Here is a 16,061-nt window from a genome sequence, read left to right on the forward strand (position 1 = left end):
CACGCGTCAGTCGCGGCGGCGTTCGTCGGCGAACGCCAGGATCTGGGGCACCGCGCGCTCGACGAACGCGTCGAAGTCGCGCTGCTCCGTGTACAGGTGCACCGAGAGGCGCAGGTAGCCCACGCCGCCGATGCTCGTGAAGGCAGACTCGACGCCGGCCAGGTCGAGCAGGCGCAGACGCAGCTCGTCGGCGTCCGTACGGTCCCGGCCGAGCCCGTCGGGCAGCCGGAGCAGGCGCATGGAGACCACGGGCATGCCCACGTCGGTGGCCACCGGGGCGTCCACGTGGGGCTGCAGGGCCGCGCCGATGACGGCGGCGCCGTGGTCGGCGAGCGCCGTCATGGTCTCGCGCGCCCGCGCCCAGCCGTGCTCGCGCTCGACGAACTCGATGGCGCGGCCGGAGGCGAGGTAGCTGGTCGCGTCGAGGGTGCCCTGCGAGTCGAACCGCCCCGGGTAGGGCTCCTCGGCGCCCCACGAGTCGATGAGCGGCCACAGGTCGTCGCGGTCGGCGGCCCGGGTCACGAGCAGGGCCGAGCCCCGAGGTGCGCAGGGCCACTTGTGCAGGTTGCCGAACCACCAGTCGCCGCCGGCGACGGCCGCGGCGTCGGCGACGAGGCCCGGGGCGTGCGCGCCGTCGACCAGCACGCGGGCGCCGCGCTCGTGGGCGAGCCCGGTGATCCGGGCGGTCGGGAGCAGGCGGGCGGTGGGCGAGGTGATCTGGTCGACGACGACGAGGCGCACCGCGTCGGTGAGCTCCGTCCGGAAGCGTTCGACGACCTCGTCCGCGCTCGCCGCGAGCGGGATCGTGACCGTGCGGACCCGGGCGCCGAACCGGCGGGCGAGTCGCAGGGCGCCCATGGTGACGGCGCCGTACCCGTGGTCGGTCACGAGGATCTCGTCGCCGGGCTCCAGCCGCAGGGAGTTGAGCACCACCGTCGCGGCCGCCGAGGCGTTGGGCACGAACGCCGTGTCCTCGGCGCGGGCGCCGACGAAGGGCGCGACCTCGTGGCGGGCCGCGGCGACGAGCTCCGCGACCCGCGGGAACCAGCCCACGGGGCTCAGGTCCGCCTGGCGGCGCAGCTCGTCCTGGCGGCGCAGCACCTCGGTGGGCACCGCGCCGAACGAGCCGTGGTTGAGGTGCACCACCGCGTCGTCCAGCGGCCATGCCTCGCGCGCCGGACGGCCGGACGCGAGCCGGACGGGCGCCGTGGCCGGCGCCGTGTGTGTCTGGTCCATCAACACCTCTCTCGGGATTTGTCGGACAACCATGGCAGGCGGGACCCGGCAGCACCAGAGTTTCCCGGCAGATGACACAGATCTGTAGGACAGGTTTTACGGGCGCGAAATGTCCGCCCCGCCGCCGGGAACCTGCGATCCTGGAGGGATGCACGAGGTGAGCGCAGTCGAGACGGCCCTGCACGGGCTGCGGACCCTGATCGCCGACGGCTCGCTCCAGCCCGGCGACCGGATGCCGAGCGAGGGCGAGCTGAGCGAGCGGCTCGGCGTCTCGCGCGGGTCGATCCGCGAGGCGATCCGCACCCTCTCGGCCCTGGGCGTCGTCGAGACGCGCCGGGGTGCGGGCACCTACGTGGGCGAGCTGCGCGCCGCCGACATGATCCAGACGCTCTCGCTCACGGTCGGCCTGCTCCCGCTGGAGTCGATCCTGGAGCTGTACGAGCTGCGCCGGGTGCTGGAGGCGCACGCGGTCGCCCTGTCGGCCGCCCGCTGCGACGACGCGACGCTCGCCCGTCTGGGCGGCCTGCTCGACCGGCTGGAGGCCAGCGAGGACGTGGACGAGCAGTCGGCGCTCGACCACGAGTTCCACATGGGCATCGTGCGGCTGTGCGGCAACGATTCGCTCGGCGCGCTGGTGTCGGTGCTGCGGTCCCGCTCGCGCGCCTACCCGGTGCTCACCCCGGAGACCAAGCGGGTCTCCGACGCGGGGCACCGCGCGATCCTGCGGGCGCTGACGGCGCGCGACCCCGTGGCCGCGTCGGTGGCGGCCGCCGCCCACGTGACGCAGAGCGAGGTGTGGCTCCGCGAGGTCCGGCCGGCGCCGGAGGCCGTGAGCCAGGCGCCGGAGGCCGTGAGCTGAGTACTGCCAGTACCTCCCTAGTGCGCGCGGACGGACGTACCGTCGACCAGGTCAGCCCCGCGCAGCGAGAGAAGAGACATCCCATGCACGCCCTCCCCCAGCCGGTGACCACCAAGAACCCGCCCGAGCAGTTCACGGGCGACGTGTGGCTCGACCTGCTGGTCACACCGCAGGACGGCGACCAGCGCACGATCGTGGGCCGGGTCCGGTTCGCGCCCGGCGCCCGCACCGCGTGGCATGCCCACGCCCGCGGCCAGTTCCTGCACGTCCTGGACGGCGTGGCGCTCATGGGCGCCCGGGACGGCACCGTCATCGAGGCCCGTCCCGGGCAGACCCTCTACTGCCCGCCCGGCGAGGACCACTGGCACGGTGCCGCGCCCGACAGCTTCATGGAGCACCTCGCGATCTCCGAGGGGGCGGACGACCCCGCGCCGAGCACGATCTGGCGCGAGCACGTCACGGACGCGCAGTACGGGTCGCGCTGAGCGGCGGGTCGCCGACGCCGTCGTGCCAGGCGGAACCCGCCCCCGGAGCCGCTACTTGGTCGAGGCGGGGTCCTCGTCGCCGATGTGTCCCGGGGCGTTGGCGGCCAGGACCCGCTGGACGAACGCGCAGTACTCCCCCATGTAGTGCCGCAGGAAGGTCGCCGTGGTCTCGTTGACCACGGCGCCGTCCGGGCCGAAGTCGGCGGCGTCGAAGGTGATGTACGCCTCGGGCGCGTTGAGCTGCGGCGCGTCGAGGAAGCTCAGCACGCTGCGCATCGACGACTGCATGACGGCCGTGCCGATGCCGCCCGGCGAGGCGCCGATGATGCCGCTGGGCTTGCGGGCGAAGGAGTTCTGGCCCCAGGGCCGCGAGCCCCAGTCGATGGCGTTCTTCAGCGCGCCGGGGATCGAGCGGTTGTACTCCGGGGAGACGAACAGCAGGCCGTCCGAGGCCTCGATCGCGGCCTTGAACGCCCGGCCCTCCGGCGGGAAGTCGGCGTCGAAGTCCCAGCTGTACAGCGGTAGGTCACCGATGGGGATCTCGGTGAACGCGAGGTCGTCGGGCGCCGAGGCGATCAGCGCCCTCGACAGCGTGCGGTTGATCGATCCCTTGGCGAGGCTGCCGACGAGGTAGCCGATCTGGTAGGTCATGACGCCTCCCTGCGTCAGTCGGTCGTCGACGCTCGCCGCCGGCGTGCCGGCACCCTCCGGTGCCGCCACTGTCCACTGTGCGCTCGCGCGCCCGGCCCCGCGAGTTCACCCGCGCGCCCAGCCGTCGCGCGCGGCGGGCGCGGCTACCTGCTGTCGCGCTTGCCCTGGCGGCGCGCGCCCTGCGCCCGGGTCGAGGCGTCCCGTTTCTTGCCGCCCGTCGTCTTCTGATGGCTCCGGGCCCGCCCGGGCCCGACCTTCGTGCCGCCCGGCCGGTCCGACGACCCCGGTCCGGACGACTTGCCCGCCCGGGCCTGGGCGAGCCGTTCGTCCTTCAGGGCCTCGGCCTGCACGTGCGCGACGTGCGCCAGCCGCCCGCTGACGACCGACAGCGCCTCCTCGAACGCGGCGGCCCGCCAGCGCGACTTGCCGCCCTTGGGCGCGGCCTTGCCGCGTGCGCCGAGCTCCTCGACGTTCCGGGCCGCCTTGCGGCGGTAGTTCTTGACGTGCTTGTTGCGTGCCCGCCGCACGCGGCGGTGCAGGTCCAGCAGGTCGTCCTCGTCGAGCGCCTTCAACCGCTTGGGTTCGAGCTCACGGACAAGGTCGAGCTCGTCGTCCTTGAGCACCCACAGGTAGTCGTCCATCGCTGACCGTCCTCCGCGCCGAGTCCTGGGCACCCCCACCTTCGCAGGTTCGCCGCGCGGCGGCGCGTCAGGTCTTCAGGATCTCCCCGTCGCTCTCCAGGACGATCGGCACGCCGGAGGTCTTCCAGCGCAGCGGGACCACCTCGACCGGGGTGTCGCACACGTTCAGGATCGCCCGCGGGGTGCGCCCCAGCCGGGCGACGCGTCCCAGCCCGCGGTGGTGCCGCGCGACCATCAGGACGTCGGCGTCCGCCGCGGCCTCCACGAGCACCTCGTCCGGGCGGCCCGGCACCACCGACGTCTCCACGGCGACGCCCGGGTAGACGACTGCCCAGTCCCGCACGACCGTCTCCAGCAGCCGGGTGGCGGCCGTCACCGACTCACCGGCGTAGGAGTTCGCGAGACCGAGGTCGGTGGCCAGGTCGGGCACCTCGACGGCGTGCACCACCCGCACGGTGGCGTGCCGGCAGGACGCCACGGAGAGCGCCCGGGTCAGCAGCTCGCCGGCGCTGGTGAACGTCTTGATCCCCACGACGAGGCGGTTGTGCCCGCCGTCCCGCCAGCCCGCGGGCACGACCGCCACGGGGACCGGTGCCCGCGCGGTGACCTCGGCGGTCGTCGCCCGGGCGACCAGGCGTTCGCCCCCGTGCCGCGTCTCGCGGCCCAGCACCAGGAGGCCGCCGGCGGCGGCCGCGGCGACGAGCTGCGCCACGCGCGGCCCGAGGGCGAGCACCGGCTCGATCTCCAGGTCCGGTGCGAGGGAACGCGCCGCCTCCGCCTCCCGGGTGACCGTCCCGCGGCCCGCCCGTTCGAGGTAGGTGATGTCGCCCGCCTCGGCCGGCCAGAGTCCGCTCTCGGGCAGCGGTGCCGGGACCACGTGGACCATCCGCACCCCGCTGCGCCGGATCCGGGCCTCGTTGATCGCGTACCGGACGGCACCGGTGCTGCGGCGGCTCCCGTCCACGGCGACGACGACCGGAGCGGGCCGCTGGCCGGCGGTCATGGTCACGCCTCGCCCAGTCGGCTCTGCGGGTGAGGGTAAGGGCGCTGGAACGGTCGCTGGTACGTGGACCGGGCCACCGGCCTGGTGGGCCGCCGGACGGCGATCTCGGCGGCCAGGGCCTCGCCCCACGCGTGCGCTCGGTCGAGCTCGCCGTCCACGAGGGGGCCGGTGAAGTCGGTGACCCGGAAGCTCATGGGCGAGGCGACGAGGGGGAAGCCCAGCCGGTCCAGCCGGCGGCTCGCCGCGCGTGCGGCGGAGCCGGTCAGCCGCGAGGTCGCCCGGGTGTCGAACGTCGTCGCAACCGTCGGCGTGGTCACCCCCGGCAGCGCCCCGAGCCACTCGCGGATGCCACGGTCGCGCGAGATGACGGACGCCGACCGCCCGGCCGCGTCCCGCCGGGTCGAGGGCCAGGACATGCTGAAGGCGTGGGTGGGCCCGCCCACGATCAGCATCGTGACGTCGGCCGGCACGGTGGCGGGTGCCGCACTCACCTCGACGACGTCGGCATGCATGGACGCCTCGATCCCGTCCGCGATCGCCCGCGCGATCGCCGCGGTGTTGCCGAACATGGACTCATAGACCACCAGTGCGCGCATCGTGGCCACCTCTCTCCGGTTCTGCCTCCACGCTCGTCCCCGGGCAGGCAGGGCGTCAGGGCCGTCCGGCCCACGTCCGCGGGACCTTTGGCCCGTGCCCCGCGCCCGCCCCGCCGCGAAGACTGAGGCGATGGACGTCGTCGACTCGCGGGTGGAGCGGATCCTGCGGGCCGCCGCGAGCGCCCCGAGCGTCTACAACACCCAGCCGTGGCAGGTGGAGGTCACGGGCCGCACCGTGGTTCTCCGGGCGGACCCAGCCCGGCAGCTGCACCACTGCGACCCGGACGGCCGGGAGATGCTGATCAGCTGCGGGGCGTTCCTGTTCAACGCCCGGGCGGCGGCGCGGCGGGAGTCGCTGAGCCCCGCCGTCCGCGTGCTGCCCGAGCGGGACGACCCGCTGCTGGTGGCCACGATGCGGCTCGACCCGGGACCGGCCCCGAACACGGACGAGCTGGAGCTGGCCGTGGCGATCGCGCGGCGCAGGACGTCGCGGGTCCCGTTCGACGACCAGCCGCTGTTCACGGACGTGCTGATGGACATCCGGCAGTCCGCCCGGGACGAGGGTGCGGACCTGCGCCCGATCCAGCCCTCGGAGCCGGTGCGTGCGGAGGTGATGGGCCTGGTCCGCCGGGCCGAGGCCCTCGCCGCCGAGGACCCCGCCGCGAGGGGCGAGGAGCTGGCGTGGACGGCCACGGACGCGGACCGCGCCGACGGCATCCCGGCGGAGCTCCTGGGACCGGCGGCCGTCGACGACGGCGCGCCGGTCCGGCGGTTCCTCGCCAGCAGGGGCAGCGCCCAGTTCGAGCAGCACTCGACGATGGCCCTGCTCTCCACGCCCGGCGACTCGCCCCGCGACTGGGTCGCCGCGGGGCAGGCGCTGGAGCGCGTGCTGCTGGTCGCGATCACCTACTTCGTCCACGCGTCGTTCGCGACCACCGTGCTGGAGAACCCGACGACGCGGCACGACCTGCGCCGGGTGCTGTCGCTCGACGAGGCGCCGCAGATACTGATGCGGCTCGGCTACAGCTCGCTGTCCCGGCACACGCCGCGCCGGGCGGAGGAGGAGATCACGCGGGGAGCCGCGCACGGGCTCAGGAGCGGATGAACTCCAGCAGGTCGGCGTTGATCACCTCGGCGTGCGTGGTCGGCATGCCGTGCGGGAAGCCCGGGTAGGTCTTCAGCGTGCCGTTCGGCAGCAGCTCGGCCGACATCGGGCCCGCGTTGGCGTACGGGACGATCTGGTCGTCGTCGCCGTGCATGACCAGCACCGGGACGGTGATCTTGCGCAGGTCCTCGGTGAAGTCGGTCTCCGAGAACGCCGCGATGCCGTCGTAGTGCGCCTTGGCGCCGCCCTGCATGCCCTGCCGCCACCAGTTGCGCACCAGCGGCTCGCGCGTCTCGACGCCGGGCCGGTTGAACCCGTAGAACGGGCCGGCGGGCAGCGCCGTGTAGAACTCGGAGCGGCTGGCCGCGAGCTGGGCCCGCAGGTCGTCGAACACGCTCTTCGGCAGGCCGCCCGGGTTGGCGTCGGTCTGCACCATCAGCGGCGGCACCGCGGCGATGATCGCGGCCTTGGCCACGCGCGACTCGCCGTGCCGGGCGATGTAGTGGACCACCTCGCCGCCGCCCGTCGAGTGCCCCACGTGCACGGCGTCGTGCAGGTCGAGGTGGGCGGTCAGCGCGGCCAGGTCGTCGGCGTAGTGGTCCATGTCGTGGCCGTCGGCCACCTGTGTGGACCGGCCGTGCCCGCGGCGGTCGTGGGCGATCACGCGATAGCCCTGGTGCAGGAAGAACAGCAGCTGCGTGTCCCAGTCGTCCGCGGACAGGGGCCAGCCGTGGCTGAAGACGATGGGCTGCCCGGTCCCCCAGTCCTTGTAGAAGATCTCGACGCCGTCATCAGTGACAATTTTCGGCACGTTTCCGTCTCCGTTCGCCGTCCGGGGGAGCCAGCCTCGGCGAGGCGGGCTCCGCGGGGGCCGCCGCGGCCCCGCCCCCAGCCAGCATCCGCCGCCCGGGCCGCAGCCGCAGTCCAGGATCGGCCCCGCGGGTGACTTACCCGGGTGATAAACGCGTCGTCCCTGGTCCCGGCCGTCAGTCCTGGATGAGCGCGATGACGTTGCCCGCCGGGTCGGTGATCCAGCCGATCGTCGGACCCTGGGCGGGGTCGGTGCTGCGGGCCACGCCCCGTTCGTCCTGGTCGAACCCGGGGTATCGCAGCAGGCTCACCCCGGCGGCCTCCAGCTCCGTGACCGCCTTGTCGATGTCCGGCACCACGAGGTTCAGCACGGTGTACGACGCCGGTGCGTGGTCCTTGCCCTTGGGGTAGACGAACACCGACGACCCCTCGGTCAGGTCGATCTGGAGGCCGCCCATGTCGCTGGTCCGGGCGGGCAGGCCGAGGGTGTCGCGGTAGAAGCGGAGGGCGGCGTCGACGTCGTCCACCGAGAAGCCGCTGAAGCTGCGGAGCGTGGTGACCATGGTGAGTTCCTTTCCTCGGTTCGGTCCTACGGCAGACGCCGGGGCGCCGCGGAACTCATCGGCGACAGCGGGTCCGACGCCACGGTTTCAGCAACTGCTAAATTCATGCCGGTGGACACCCAGCCCCTCTACGCGATCAAGGCGGAGCTCTTCAAGAGCCTCGCCCATCCGGTGCGCATCCAGGTGCTGGAGGTGCTCGCGGCAGACCCCGACCTGACCGCGCCCGTCTCCCGCCTGCTGACCGTCACGCGGTCCGAGCCGTCCGCGCTCTCCCAGCACCTGGCCGTGCTCAAGCGCGCGGGGGTCGTCGAGGCGGCCCGCTCGGGCAACGCCGTGTGGTACCGGCTCACCGAGCCGCTGGTGGCCGAGCTCCTGGTGGTCGCGCGCGCCTTCCTGCTGCACCGGCTGGCCGGCCGGGACACCGACGCGGACCGGCTCGCCGCCGCCCGGAGCCTGCCGGCCCTGCCCGGCGCGAGCGCCCGCGCCGTGCTGGAGGCAGCCCTGGCGCGGACCGGGCCGGGCGGGCCCGGACCCGACGGCACGGCGGCGGTCGGGGCGGCGCGGTGACGACCGTCCGCGACGCCCTGGCCACCCTCGACGTGCGCGACCTGCTCCCCCGGCGTGACGACTACGACCTGCGACCCCGGTCGCTCGGCGCCGACCTCCTGGCGGGGCTCACGGTGGGGGTCGTCGCGCTGCCGCTGGCGCTCGCGTTCGGCGTCAGCTCGGGCACGGGGCCCGCGGCGGGTCTGGTGACCGCCGTGGTGGCGGGCGTCGTCGCGGCCGTGCTCGGCGGCTCCCGCTTCCAGGTCTCGGGCCCCACAGGGGCGATGGCCGTGGTGCTGGCGCCGATCGTCGCCGAGCACGGGCTCGCCTCGGTCGCCCTGGTCACCGTGCTCGGCGGAGCGATCGTCCTGCTCGCCGGCGTGCTGCGGCTGGGCCGGCTCGTCACCTTCATCCCCTGGCCGGTGGTCGAGGGGTTCACGCTCGGGATCGCGGCGATCATCTTCCTCCAGCAGGTCCCCGCTGCCCTCGGGCAGGAGGCCGCAGCCGGGAGGAACCCGCTGGCCGCCGCGATCGGGGCGATCGGTGCCACGGCCGAGGCGCTCGGGAGGCTCGCCCTGGACGCGACCACGCTGTGGGCGCTGGCGGTGGTGCTGCTGGTCGCGGCCGTCCTGGTGCTCCTGCCGCGTCTGCACACCGCGATCCCGGCCTCGCTCGTGGCGGTCGCTCTCGCCACCGTGCTGGCCGAGGTGGCCGGCGCACCGGTGGCCCGCATCGGCGCCCTGCCCCACGCGCTCCCCGCCCCGGCGCTGCCCGGGACCGGCGCCGCGGCGGTCGGCGACCTGGCGGGCGCGGCGGTCGCGGTCGCGGCACTGGCCGCGATCGAGTCGCTGCTGTCCGCCCGCGTGGCGGCCACCATGGCCCCCGGCTCGGTGTACCACCCGGACCGCGAGCTCGTGGGACAGGGCCTGGCCTCGCTGGCATCGGGACTGTTCGGCGGGATGCCCGCGACCGGCGCCATCGCACGGACCGCGGTCAACGTGCGCTCCGGGGCACGCACCCGCCTGGCCGCCGTCGTCCACGCCCTCGTGATCCTCGCCGTCATCTACCTCGCCACCGGACCCGTGAGCCACATCCCCCTGGCCGCGCTCGCCGGCGTGCTCATGGTCACCGCCTTCCGGATGATCGGCGCGGGCACCGTCCGGGCGGTGCTGGGCTCCACCCGGTCCGACGCCGTCACCTTCGTGGTCACGGCGGTGATCACCGTCGCGTTCGACCTGATCGAGGCCGTCCAGATCGGGCTGGTGGTGGCCGCGTTCTTCGCCCTGCGCCGGCTGGCACGCGCCTCAGCCGTGCACCGGGAGCCGCTGCCCGGGGCCGCGCACGAGGGCGACGAGCGCATCGCGCTGTTCCGCCTGGACGGCGCCATGTTCTTCGGGGCCGCCGACCGGATCCTCGGCGAGGTCACCGACGCCTCGGTCCGGGACGACGTGCTGGTGGTCGTCCTTCGCCTGTCCCAGATCGACATGGTCGACGCCACCGGCGCGCGCGCCCTGGCCGACCTGGTCACCGCCCTGGAGCAGCGCGGGGTCACGGTGCTGGTCAAGGGAGTTCAGCCACGGCACCGCAGGCTCATGGCCGCCGTCGGCGTGCTGGACGGGCTCCGGCACGAGAACCACGTGTTCGCCTCCCTGGACGACGCCGTGGACCACGCCCGCTCCCACGTCCGGCGCGCCGCGCGGGGCGTCGACGTGCCGCAGCTCGACGGGCGGCGCTGAGCCACGCGCGAGTTCACCCGCCGAACCCGCGGGACGCCCCCGCGAGCCGTATCACGTCGCCTCCCCCGCGACTCCCTCCGGGTAGGCGGACAAGGAGGTGCGCCTGATGCGACACCAGACAAGTATTCGCTCGGCGCGACGGCGGCACGCGCCGCTGGCCCTGCTCGTGGCGCTGGTGCTCTCGGCAGGAGCGGCCTGCTCCTGGGGCGGCGACGACACCACGGGCGACGACACCACGCAGACCGACAGCACCGATGACGGCGGCGGCGGAGGCGGCAATGACAACGGCGGCGGAGGCGGCGGAGGCGGCGGCGGAGCACAACCCTCGCCGATCCGCCTCGGCAGCCCCCTGGACCGGGCCGGTGGCGACCAGACCGTGTCCGAGATCGCCGACCTGGCAGCGGATGCGATAGCGGGCCAGTGCCCCGGTGGGGACCTGTGTGTCGAGATCACCTTCGAGCCCGCCGTGCGCGACTGCATCTACTCCGGATCCGACCCGGCGGAGGGTGACCTGATCGAGGTCGGTGCAACGCTGACGTTGTTCGGGGACCCCGAGAACCCTGAGGGCTGTGCGGACGGCGGCGAGAACGGCGAGGAAGTCGATCCGACAGAGGAGACCACCGACGACGGCACGGACGAGAGCCCCTCCGAGGGCAGCCAGGGGTAACCCGGGATGAGCGGTCGGGAGAGGACCGTGCCCGACGAGGACACGCCGGCCGACATCGGCCGGATCGTGCGCGTCGCCACGGAGGTCATCGCGCCCGTCACCCTGGTCACCGCGCTGCTGTACTTCTTCGGGCGCAAGCAGATCACGTTCTTCTTCGAGTACTTCGGCGTGGACGTCTCGACGCTGGGGCTGACCACCACCGACTACCTCTACCTCGCGCAGGACGGGCTCCTGATCCCGCTCGCCGTGGTGGCCGCGGGGGTGCTCGTGGCCCTGTGGGTCAGGGGCGGGTCCCGCGCCGGGGGCTCCCGGCCCGACGTCGACCGCTGGATCGTGCGCGTGGCGGGCCCGGTCGGGGCGGTCCTGGCCCTGTTCGGGCTCATCCAGGCGTTCTGGCCGGGCGCGGGCCTGGCCGACTGGGTGCCGTCGTGGGTAGCCCCCCTCTGCCTGGCCGGCGGGGTGCTGCTGCTCGGCCTGGCCGTGCGCCGTCGGCGCACGATGCGACGTCGCGACGACGAGCCCTGGGTCCCGCCGTCGCAGGCGGCACGGCTCGCCGAGTGGGGTGCGATGTTCGCGCTCGTGGCGGTGGCGCTGTTCTGGGCGGTGGCGGACTACTCCGCGGCGGTGGGCCACGAACGGGCCGCACGGTTCGCGGACGGCCTGCCGGAGGACTCGTCCGTCGTGGTGCGCAGCACCGTGGACCTGCAGATCGTCGGGCCGGGTGTCACGGCGACGGCGTGCCCGTCGGGCGCGGACGGGTTCCGCTACCGGTACGACGGCCTGGTCCTCATGGCCGCCTCGGGCGGCCGGTACGTGCTGATCCCGCGCGCCTGGTCGCCGGACACCGCCGGCGTGGTGTCGGTGCCGGTGTCCGACGACGTCCGGCTCGACCACCTGAGCCCGTCGCCCGACGGCCAGGCACGTCAGGGCCCGACGACCGAGCCCGGCTCACCCTGCTGACCGCGCTTCGTGAGCGGCCGGCGATCGGGTAGCCTCCCTGCCGTGCGCGTGCTCTCGCTCCTCCGCTCGGCCCTCACCGGCCCTCGGCAGGGCCTGGTCGGAGCGCTGGCGATCCTCACCGTGATCGTCGGCGTGGTCACGATGCACTCGATGAGCGGTTCGCCGGCCTCCCACGGGCACGCGGTGCCCCACGAGGCCGCCGCGGTCGTGTCGGAGCAGGTCATGTCGGAACAGGTCGCGTCGGCGCTCACCGGCACGACGCAGGCCGTCACCGGACCCGTCCTGGTCCAGGCCCCCGCGACGGACGACCACGCGGCCGGTGACGAGGGCTCCTGCTGCGACGGGTGCGGCGGGCACGACGCCGCGATGGCGATGTGCCTCATGATCCTCGTCGCGCTCCTCGCCCTGGTCGCCCCCGCGCGACGGCTGCTGTGGCGGGCCCCGCTCCGGCTCGCGGCGTCCCTGGCCCCGGCGTTCGCCGGCCTCCGCGACCTCGCGGCCCCCTCCTTGCACGAGCTCTGCATCTCCCGGACGTAGACCCGGGTCCGGCGCGTACCCGCGCCGACCGACGAGCGTGACCGTGCCCCAGCGCGGTCGCGCCAGTGAGTGCTACCCCGAGACGAACCAGAGGAAGACACCATGAAGCGCACCCTTCTGTCCGCGATCGCCCTGTCCGCCGCACTCGCCCTCACGGGCTGTGCGGGTTCCGAGGAACCCGGCCAGCAGACCGCGGCGGAGCACGCCGGGCACAACGACGCGGACGTCATGTTCGCGCAGATGATGATCCCGCACCACGAGCAGGCGATCGAGATGGCGGACGCCGTCCTGGCCCGGCCCGACGCCGACCCGCGGGTCGCCGAGCTGGCCACCCAGGTCAAGGCCGCCCAGGCCCCCGAGATCGAGACGCTCACCGGCTGGCTCGACACCTGGGGCGCCGAGCCCGCCGGCGAGCACGGGGGCCACGCGGGGATGGACGGCATGATGTCCGACGAGGACCTCCAGGCGCTCGCCGGCGCCACCGGCCCCGCCGCGGACCGCCTGTTCCTGGAGCAGATGGTCGTGCACCACGAGGGCGCCGTCGAGATGGCGCAGGCCCAGGTCGAGTCGGGCCAGGAGGCGGGCGCGGTCGAGATGGCGCAGACCATCGTGGAGACGCAGGCGGCCGAGATCGAGACGATGGAAGAGCTCCTCGCCTCGATGTGACCGACGGGTGGTGCGCCGGCGCGGTCCGGCGCACCACCCCCTCCCGAAGGAGCCTGCCCATGCGCAGTTCTCTCGCCGGAGCGCGCCCTCGCGCGGTCCGCACCGGGGCGGCGTCCGCCCTGCTCGCCCTGCTCGCCTCGCTCGTCCTGACGCTCTGCTGCGCGCCGCCCGCCGCCGCACACACCCGGCTCGAGTCGTCGGTACCCGCCGCCGGGACGACGGCGTCCGCCCCGGTCACCGCGGTCACGCTGCGGTTCACCCTGCCCGTGAGCCTGCTCGGCGACGGCGTGGTGATCGACGGCCCGGACGGCGTCGTCACGGCCGACGTCGCCGCCGCCGAGGACGGCCTGGTGCTGGTCGCGACCCCGGCGGCGGCCCTGGCCGCCGGCCCGTACACGGTGACCTGGACCGCCGCGGCCCAGGACGGCCACCCGCTGGAGGGGACCTTCGGCTTCACGGTGGCGGGCGGGGCGCCTGACGACGCAGCCGACGAGCCCTCGGCCGGCGCGTCCACCGGGACCGGCCACGACATGAGCGGGATGAGTGGCTCGGACCACGGCACGGGGCACGACATGGGCCACGACCCGGCCGCGATGGGCAGCCCCGCGACCGACGCCGCGGGGATCGTCACCCGGCTGGGCGGCGCCGCCGCGCTGTGGGGCGGCCTGGTCGCCGCGGGGGCCCTGGTGTTCGCCGGCCTCGTGCTGCGCGGGCGGGACGAGGCGGACGTGCCGGCCGTGCTGCGGCTGGTCCGCCGGTCGGGAGTGCTGCTGCTCGGCGGGCTCCTCGTCCGCGTCCTGGCGAACGCGGTGCTCGTGGCACACGGCGACCTCGCGGCCGCGATCTCAGCGGCCGCCATCGGTGACTCGCTCACGGGCACGACGCGCTGGGACGTGGGCCTCCAGGCCGCCGGCGCGGTCGCCCTCGTGCTGGGCGCCCGGCGCACGCTGCCCGCGTCGTGGCCCGCGGCGCTCGGCGCCGCGCTGGCCGGCGCCGGACAGGTCCTCGGCGGCCACAGCAACACCGTCGAGCCCCGGTGGCTCGTGGTCACGGCGGACGTGGCGCACCTGGCGGCCGCCGCCACCTGGGTGGGCGGCGTCGTCACGCTGACGCTCCTGCTCCGGGCCCGGCGCCGGGACGGGCGCGACCTGGACGCCGCGCTGCTGGGCGCCCGCTTCTCGGTGGTCGCGGGCCTCTCCCTCGCGGTGGTCGGCGTGGCCGGGGTGCTGCTCGCGGTGGGGATCCTCGACCGCCCTGCACAGCTCTGGGAGAGCACCTGGGGCCTGTTCCTGCTGGCGAAGGTCGGGGTGGTCGTGCTGGTCGCGGCGATCGGCACGCACAACCACCTCCGCGTCGTCCCGCGGCTCACGGCGCGCCGCCGGGCGGTGGTGCGGCACGCGGGACGGTCGCGCAGCGCGGGCGACGCGCTGCGGCGCAGCGCGCGCCGGGAGACGGCGCTCATGGTCGCGGTCGTGCTGCTCACGGCCTGGCTGGTCGCGGCGTCCGTCCAGGGATCCGGGTGATGTCGCTCCGCCGCGGTATCAACGCGAACGCCGTCGGCTCCGCATCTGTGAGAGCAGTACGCAGGGGGCAGCGGCAGAAGAGGCGATGGTGCCATGTCCACGAACATCCCCTGGACCGTCCGGCAGGGTCCGCGCGGGCCCGTCCCCGTGTACGTGCTCCAGTTCGACGCGCGGGGCGCCCTGACCTCGCCGCGGTCCCTGGCGGCCCTGGTCGAGGACGCGCGGGACGCCACCGACCTCGTCGTCGTCTCGCACGGCTGGAACAACGACTGGCTGGCGGCCACCTCGCGCTACGACGAGTTCTTCGACCACCTCGACGCGGTGCTGCGGTCGCACCCGCCCGCCCCGGACCGCCCGTTCCGCCCCGTGTACGTGGGCGTCTTCTGGCCCAGCGCCGCGCTGGTCATGCCCTGGGAGCGGGGCCCCGACATCGCGGGCGGCGGCGACGGCCTGGTCGGCGAGCTGGCCGACGAGCTCGCGGTGCTGAGCGGGGACCTCGGACCGGAGCTGAGCGCCGAGCTGCACGCGCTGCTGGCCGACCCGGCGCTGGCCGACCCCGGGACGGGCGGGGACCGGGCCGACCTGGCCGCCGAGATCCTCGCGCACCTGCCCGTCGCCGACCAGGACGAGACCGGCGCGACGGGCACCCGGGTGGACGGGCCCGCGCTGCGGGCCGTCTGGGAGGACACGCTCGCGCGGATCGAGCCGACACCCGTCCGCCCCGGCGGCATCATCCCCGACGACGTCCCCGAGGTCGGCGGCCCCGGGGAGGGCGGCGCGGCCGCCCCGCAGGTCGCGGGCTTCAACCCGCTGGAGCTGATCCGCTCCGGGATCCGCCTGGCCACGGTGCGCCAGATGAAGGACCGGGCCGGTCGCGTGGGCGGCACCGGCGTGGCCGCCGCCCTGCGCCGGCTGGCCGACGAGACGCCCGCGCGGATCCACCTGGTGGGCCACTCGTACGGCGGGCGGGTCGTGCTCTCCGCCGTGTGCAACGGCCCCTGGCCCGGCCGGCCCGTCGACTCGGTGCTGCTGCTGCAGCCGGCGCTGTCCGCCTGGGCCTTCGCGGGCGACGTCGACGGCCGGCCCGGCGGGTACCGGCCGGCGTTCGACCGGGTGCGCAACCCGATCATCACCACCCGGTCGGCGCACGACCTGCCGCTCACGCGCGTGTTCCACCTGGCGCTGCGGCGCCGGGCCGACCTCGGCGAGGCCGAGATCGCGGGACTGCCGCCGTCGCGGTTCGCCGCGCTCGGCGGCTACGGCCCGCAGGGCGTGGGCGCCGAGGCGCTCCAGATCGACCGGATGCCCGACGTCGGCCAGCACTACCCGATCGGCGAGCACGCCGTCGACAGCCGGTACGAGGTGATCGGCGTGGACGGTACCTGGTGCATCCCGGGCCACGGCGCCGTCCAGTCCGACCAGACCGCCTGGGCGCTGCTGAGCCAGATGCGGGCCGCGGCGCACACGGACGGGTGAG

General features: G+C 74.9%; 18 protein-coding genes. 11 read left to right on the forward strand and 7 right to left on the reverse strand.

What is annotated here, in order from left to right:
• Positions 1-6: 6 nt before the first annotated feature.
• Complete coding sequence (locus QRN56_RS07505) at positions 7-1,236, reverse strand: aminotransferase class V-fold PLP-dependent enzyme (protein ID WP_285102183.1); 1,230 nt, start codon at positions 1,234-1,236, stop codon at positions 7-9.
• A gap of 148 nt (positions 1,237-1,384) precedes the next feature.
• Here QRN56_RS07505 and QRN56_RS07510 point away from each other — a divergent pair, with 148 nt between their 5' ends.
• Positions 1,385-2,095, forward strand: a complete 711-nt coding sequence (locus tag QRN56_RS07510; protein ID WP_285102184.1) for a FadR/GntR family transcriptional regulator — start codon at positions 1,385-1,387, stop codon at positions 2,093-2,095.
• Positions 2,096-2,178: 83 nt separating this feature from the next.
• Positions 2,179-2,580: a (R)-mandelonitrile lyase gene (locus QRN56_RS07515; RefSeq protein ID WP_285102185.1), complete on the forward strand. Its 402-nt coding sequence runs from the start codon at positions 2,179-2,181 to the stop codon at positions 2,578-2,580.
• A 51-nt stretch (positions 2,581-2,631) separates the two neighbouring features.
• Here QRN56_RS07515 and QRN56_RS07520 read toward each other — a convergent pair whose 3' ends face one another.
• The 4 genes from QRN56_RS07520 to QRN56_RS07535 form a co-directional block, all read right to left on the reverse strand.
• The gene (locus QRN56_RS07520; RefSeq protein ID WP_285102186.1) at positions 2,632-3,231 is read right to left on the reverse strand and encodes an NADPH-dependent FMN reductase; all 600 of its coding nucleotides are present in this window, start codon (positions 3,229-3,231) and stop codon (positions 2,632-2,634) included.
• A 143-nt stretch (positions 3,232-3,374) separates the two neighbouring features.
• Positions 3,375-3,872 carry a hypothetical protein gene (locus QRN56_RS07525; protein WP_285102187.1) on the reverse strand — a complete coding sequence of 166 codons (498 nt, stop codon included), beginning with the start codon at positions 3,870-3,872 and terminating at the stop codon, positions 3,375-3,377.
• Between the two features lie 67 nt (positions 3,873-3,939).
• Positions 3,940-4,875, reverse strand: coding sequence for a universal stress protein (locus tag QRN56_RS07530; RefSeq protein ID WP_285102188.1), 936 nt, complete (start codon positions 4,873-4,875; stop codon positions 3,940-3,942).
• A gap of 2 nt (positions 4,876-4,877) precedes the next feature.
• On the reverse strand, positions 4,878-5,471 hold the full coding sequence (locus QRN56_RS07535) for a flavodoxin family protein (RefSeq protein ID WP_285102189.1): 594 nt from the start codon (positions 5,469-5,471) through the stop codon (positions 4,878-4,880).
• Between the two features lie 130 nt (positions 5,472-5,601).
• On the opposite strand from QRN56_RS07535, the gene QRN56_RS07540 reads away from it, so the two are divergent.
• Positions 5,602-6,576, forward strand: coding sequence for an Acg family FMN-binding oxidoreductase (locus QRN56_RS07540; RefSeq protein WP_285102190.1), 975 nt, complete (start codon positions 5,602-5,604; stop codon positions 6,574-6,576).
• Here the strand turns inward: QRN56_RS07540 and QRN56_RS07545 are convergent.
• Together QRN56_RS07545 and QRN56_RS07550 are read right to left on the reverse strand one after the other, a co-directional pair.
• Positions 6,563-7,387: an alpha/beta fold hydrolase gene (locus QRN56_RS07545; RefSeq protein ID WP_285102191.1), complete on the reverse strand. Its 825-nt coding sequence runs from the start codon at positions 7,385-7,387 to the stop codon at positions 6,563-6,565. The two genes, QRN56_RS07540 and QRN56_RS07545, sit on opposite strands and share 14 nt — an antisense overlap.
• Before the next feature lie 175 nt (positions 7,388-7,562).
• Positions 7,563-7,949 carry a VOC family protein gene (locus QRN56_RS07550; RefSeq protein WP_285102192.1) on the reverse strand — a complete coding sequence of 129 codons (387 nt, stop codon included), beginning with the start codon at positions 7,947-7,949 and terminating at the stop codon, positions 7,563-7,565.
• Positions 7,950-8,060: 111 nt separating this feature from the next.
• Here QRN56_RS07550 and QRN56_RS07555 point away from each other — a divergent pair, with 111 nt between their 5' ends.
• The 8 genes from QRN56_RS07555 (at position 8,061) to QRN56_RS07590 (ending at position 16,060) form a co-directional block, all read left to right on the forward strand.
• On the forward strand, positions 8,061-8,516 hold the full coding sequence (locus tag QRN56_RS07555; protein WP_357478468.1) for an ArsR/SmtB family transcription factor: 456 nt from the start codon (positions 8,061-8,063) through the stop codon (positions 8,514-8,516).
• Positions 8,513-10,231: a SulP family inorganic anion transporter gene (locus tag QRN56_RS07560; RefSeq protein ID WP_285102194.1), complete on the forward strand. Its 1,719-nt coding sequence runs from the start codon at positions 8,513-8,515 to the stop codon at positions 10,229-10,231. The genes QRN56_RS07555 and QRN56_RS07560 overlap by 4 nt, the downstream gene beginning before the upstream one ends.
• A 106-nt stretch (positions 10,232-10,337) precedes the next feature.
• Positions 10,338-10,898, forward strand: a complete 561-nt coding sequence (locus QRN56_RS07565; protein WP_285102195.1) for a hypothetical protein — start codon at positions 10,338-10,340, stop codon at positions 10,896-10,898.
• 27 nt (positions 10,899-10,925) lie between these two features.
• Positions 10,926-11,858, forward strand: a complete 933-nt coding sequence (locus tag QRN56_RS07570) for a hypothetical protein (RefSeq protein WP_285102196.1) — start codon at positions 10,926-10,928, stop codon at positions 11,856-11,858.
• Between the two features lie 48 nt (positions 11,859-11,906).
• A complete protein-coding gene (locus QRN56_RS07575) occupies positions 11,907-12,395 on the forward strand; it encodes a DUF6153 family protein (RefSeq protein WP_285102197.1) in 489 nt (162 codons plus the stop codon).
• 102 nt (positions 12,396-12,497) lie between these two features.
• Positions 12,498-13,061 carry a DUF305 domain-containing protein gene (locus tag QRN56_RS07580; protein ID WP_285102198.1) on the forward strand — a complete coding sequence of 188 codons (564 nt, stop codon included), beginning with the start codon at positions 12,498-12,500 and terminating at the stop codon, positions 13,059-13,061.
• Between the two features lie 59 nt (positions 13,062-13,120).
• The gene (locus QRN56_RS07585; RefSeq protein ID WP_285102199.1) at positions 13,121-14,584 is read left to right on the forward strand and encodes a copper resistance CopC/CopD family protein; all 1,464 of its coding nucleotides are present in this window, start codon (positions 13,121-13,123) and stop codon (positions 14,582-14,584) included.
• Positions 14,585-14,677: 93 nt separating this feature from the next.
• Complete coding sequence (locus QRN56_RS07590; protein ID WP_285102200.1) at positions 14,678-16,060, forward strand: hypothetical protein; 1,383 nt, start codon at positions 14,678-14,680, stop codon at positions 16,058-16,060.
• Position 16,061 lies beyond the last annotated feature (1 nt).

The organism is Promicromonospora sp. MEB111 (genome assembly GCF_030209445.1).
Classification (GTDB): Bacteria; Actinomycetota; Actinomycetes; order Actinomycetales; family Cellulomonadaceae; genus Promicromonospora.

What these genes read in the sequence shown, in the direction of transcription:
- QRN56_RS07505 (WP_285102183.1), bottom strand. Translation starts at nt 1,236, where the DNA reads ATGGACCAGACACACACGGCGCCGGCCACGGCGCCCGTCCGGCTCGCG.
- QRN56_RS07510 (WP_285102184.1), top strand. Translation starts at nt 1,385, where the DNA reads ATGCACGAGGTGAGCGCAGTCGAGACGGCCCTGCACGGGCTGCGGACC.
- QRN56_RS07515 (WP_285102185.1), top strand. Translation starts at nt 2,179, where the DNA reads ATGCACGCCCTCCCCCAGCCGGTGACCACCAAGAACCCGCCCGAGCAG.
- QRN56_RS07520 (WP_285102186.1), bottom strand. Translation starts at nt 3,231, where the DNA reads ATGACCTACCAGATCGGCTACCTCGTCGGCAGCCTCGCCAAGGGATCG.
- QRN56_RS07525 (WP_285102187.1), bottom strand. Translation starts at nt 3,872, where the DNA reads ATGGACGACTACCTGTGGGTGCTCAAGGACGACGAGCTCGACCTTGTC.
- QRN56_RS07530 (WP_285102188.1), bottom strand. Translation starts at nt 4,875, where the DNA reads ATGACCGCCGGCCAGCGGCCCGCTCCGGTCGTCGTCGCCGTGGACGGG.
- QRN56_RS07535 (WP_285102189.1), bottom strand. Translation starts at nt 5,471, where the DNA reads ATGCGCGCACTGGTGGTCTATGAGTCCATGTTCGGCAACACCGCGGCG.
- QRN56_RS07540 (WP_285102190.1), top strand. Translation starts at nt 5,602, where the DNA reads ATGGACGTCGTCGACTCGCGGGTGGAGCGGATCCTGCGGGCCGCCGCG.
- QRN56_RS07550 (WP_285102192.1), bottom strand. Translation starts at nt 7,949, where the DNA reads ATGGTCACCACGCTCCGCAGCTTCAGCGGCTTCTCGGTGGACGACGTC.
- QRN56_RS07565 (WP_285102195.1), top strand. Translation starts at nt 10,338, where the DNA reads ATGCGACACCAGACAAGTATTCGCTCGGCGCGACGGCGGCACGCGCCG.
- QRN56_RS07580 (WP_285102198.1), top strand. Translation starts at nt 12,498, where the DNA reads ATGAAGCGCACCCTTCTGTCCGCGATCGCCCTGTCCGCCGCACTCGCC.
- QRN56_RS07585 (WP_285102199.1), top strand. Translation starts at nt 13,121, where the DNA reads ATGCGCAGTTCTCTCGCCGGAGCGCGCCCTCGCGCGGTCCGCACCGGG.
- QRN56_RS07590 (WP_285102200.1), top strand. Translation starts at nt 14,678, where the DNA reads ATGTCCACGAACATCCCCTGGACCGTCCGGCAGGGTCCGCGCGGGCCC.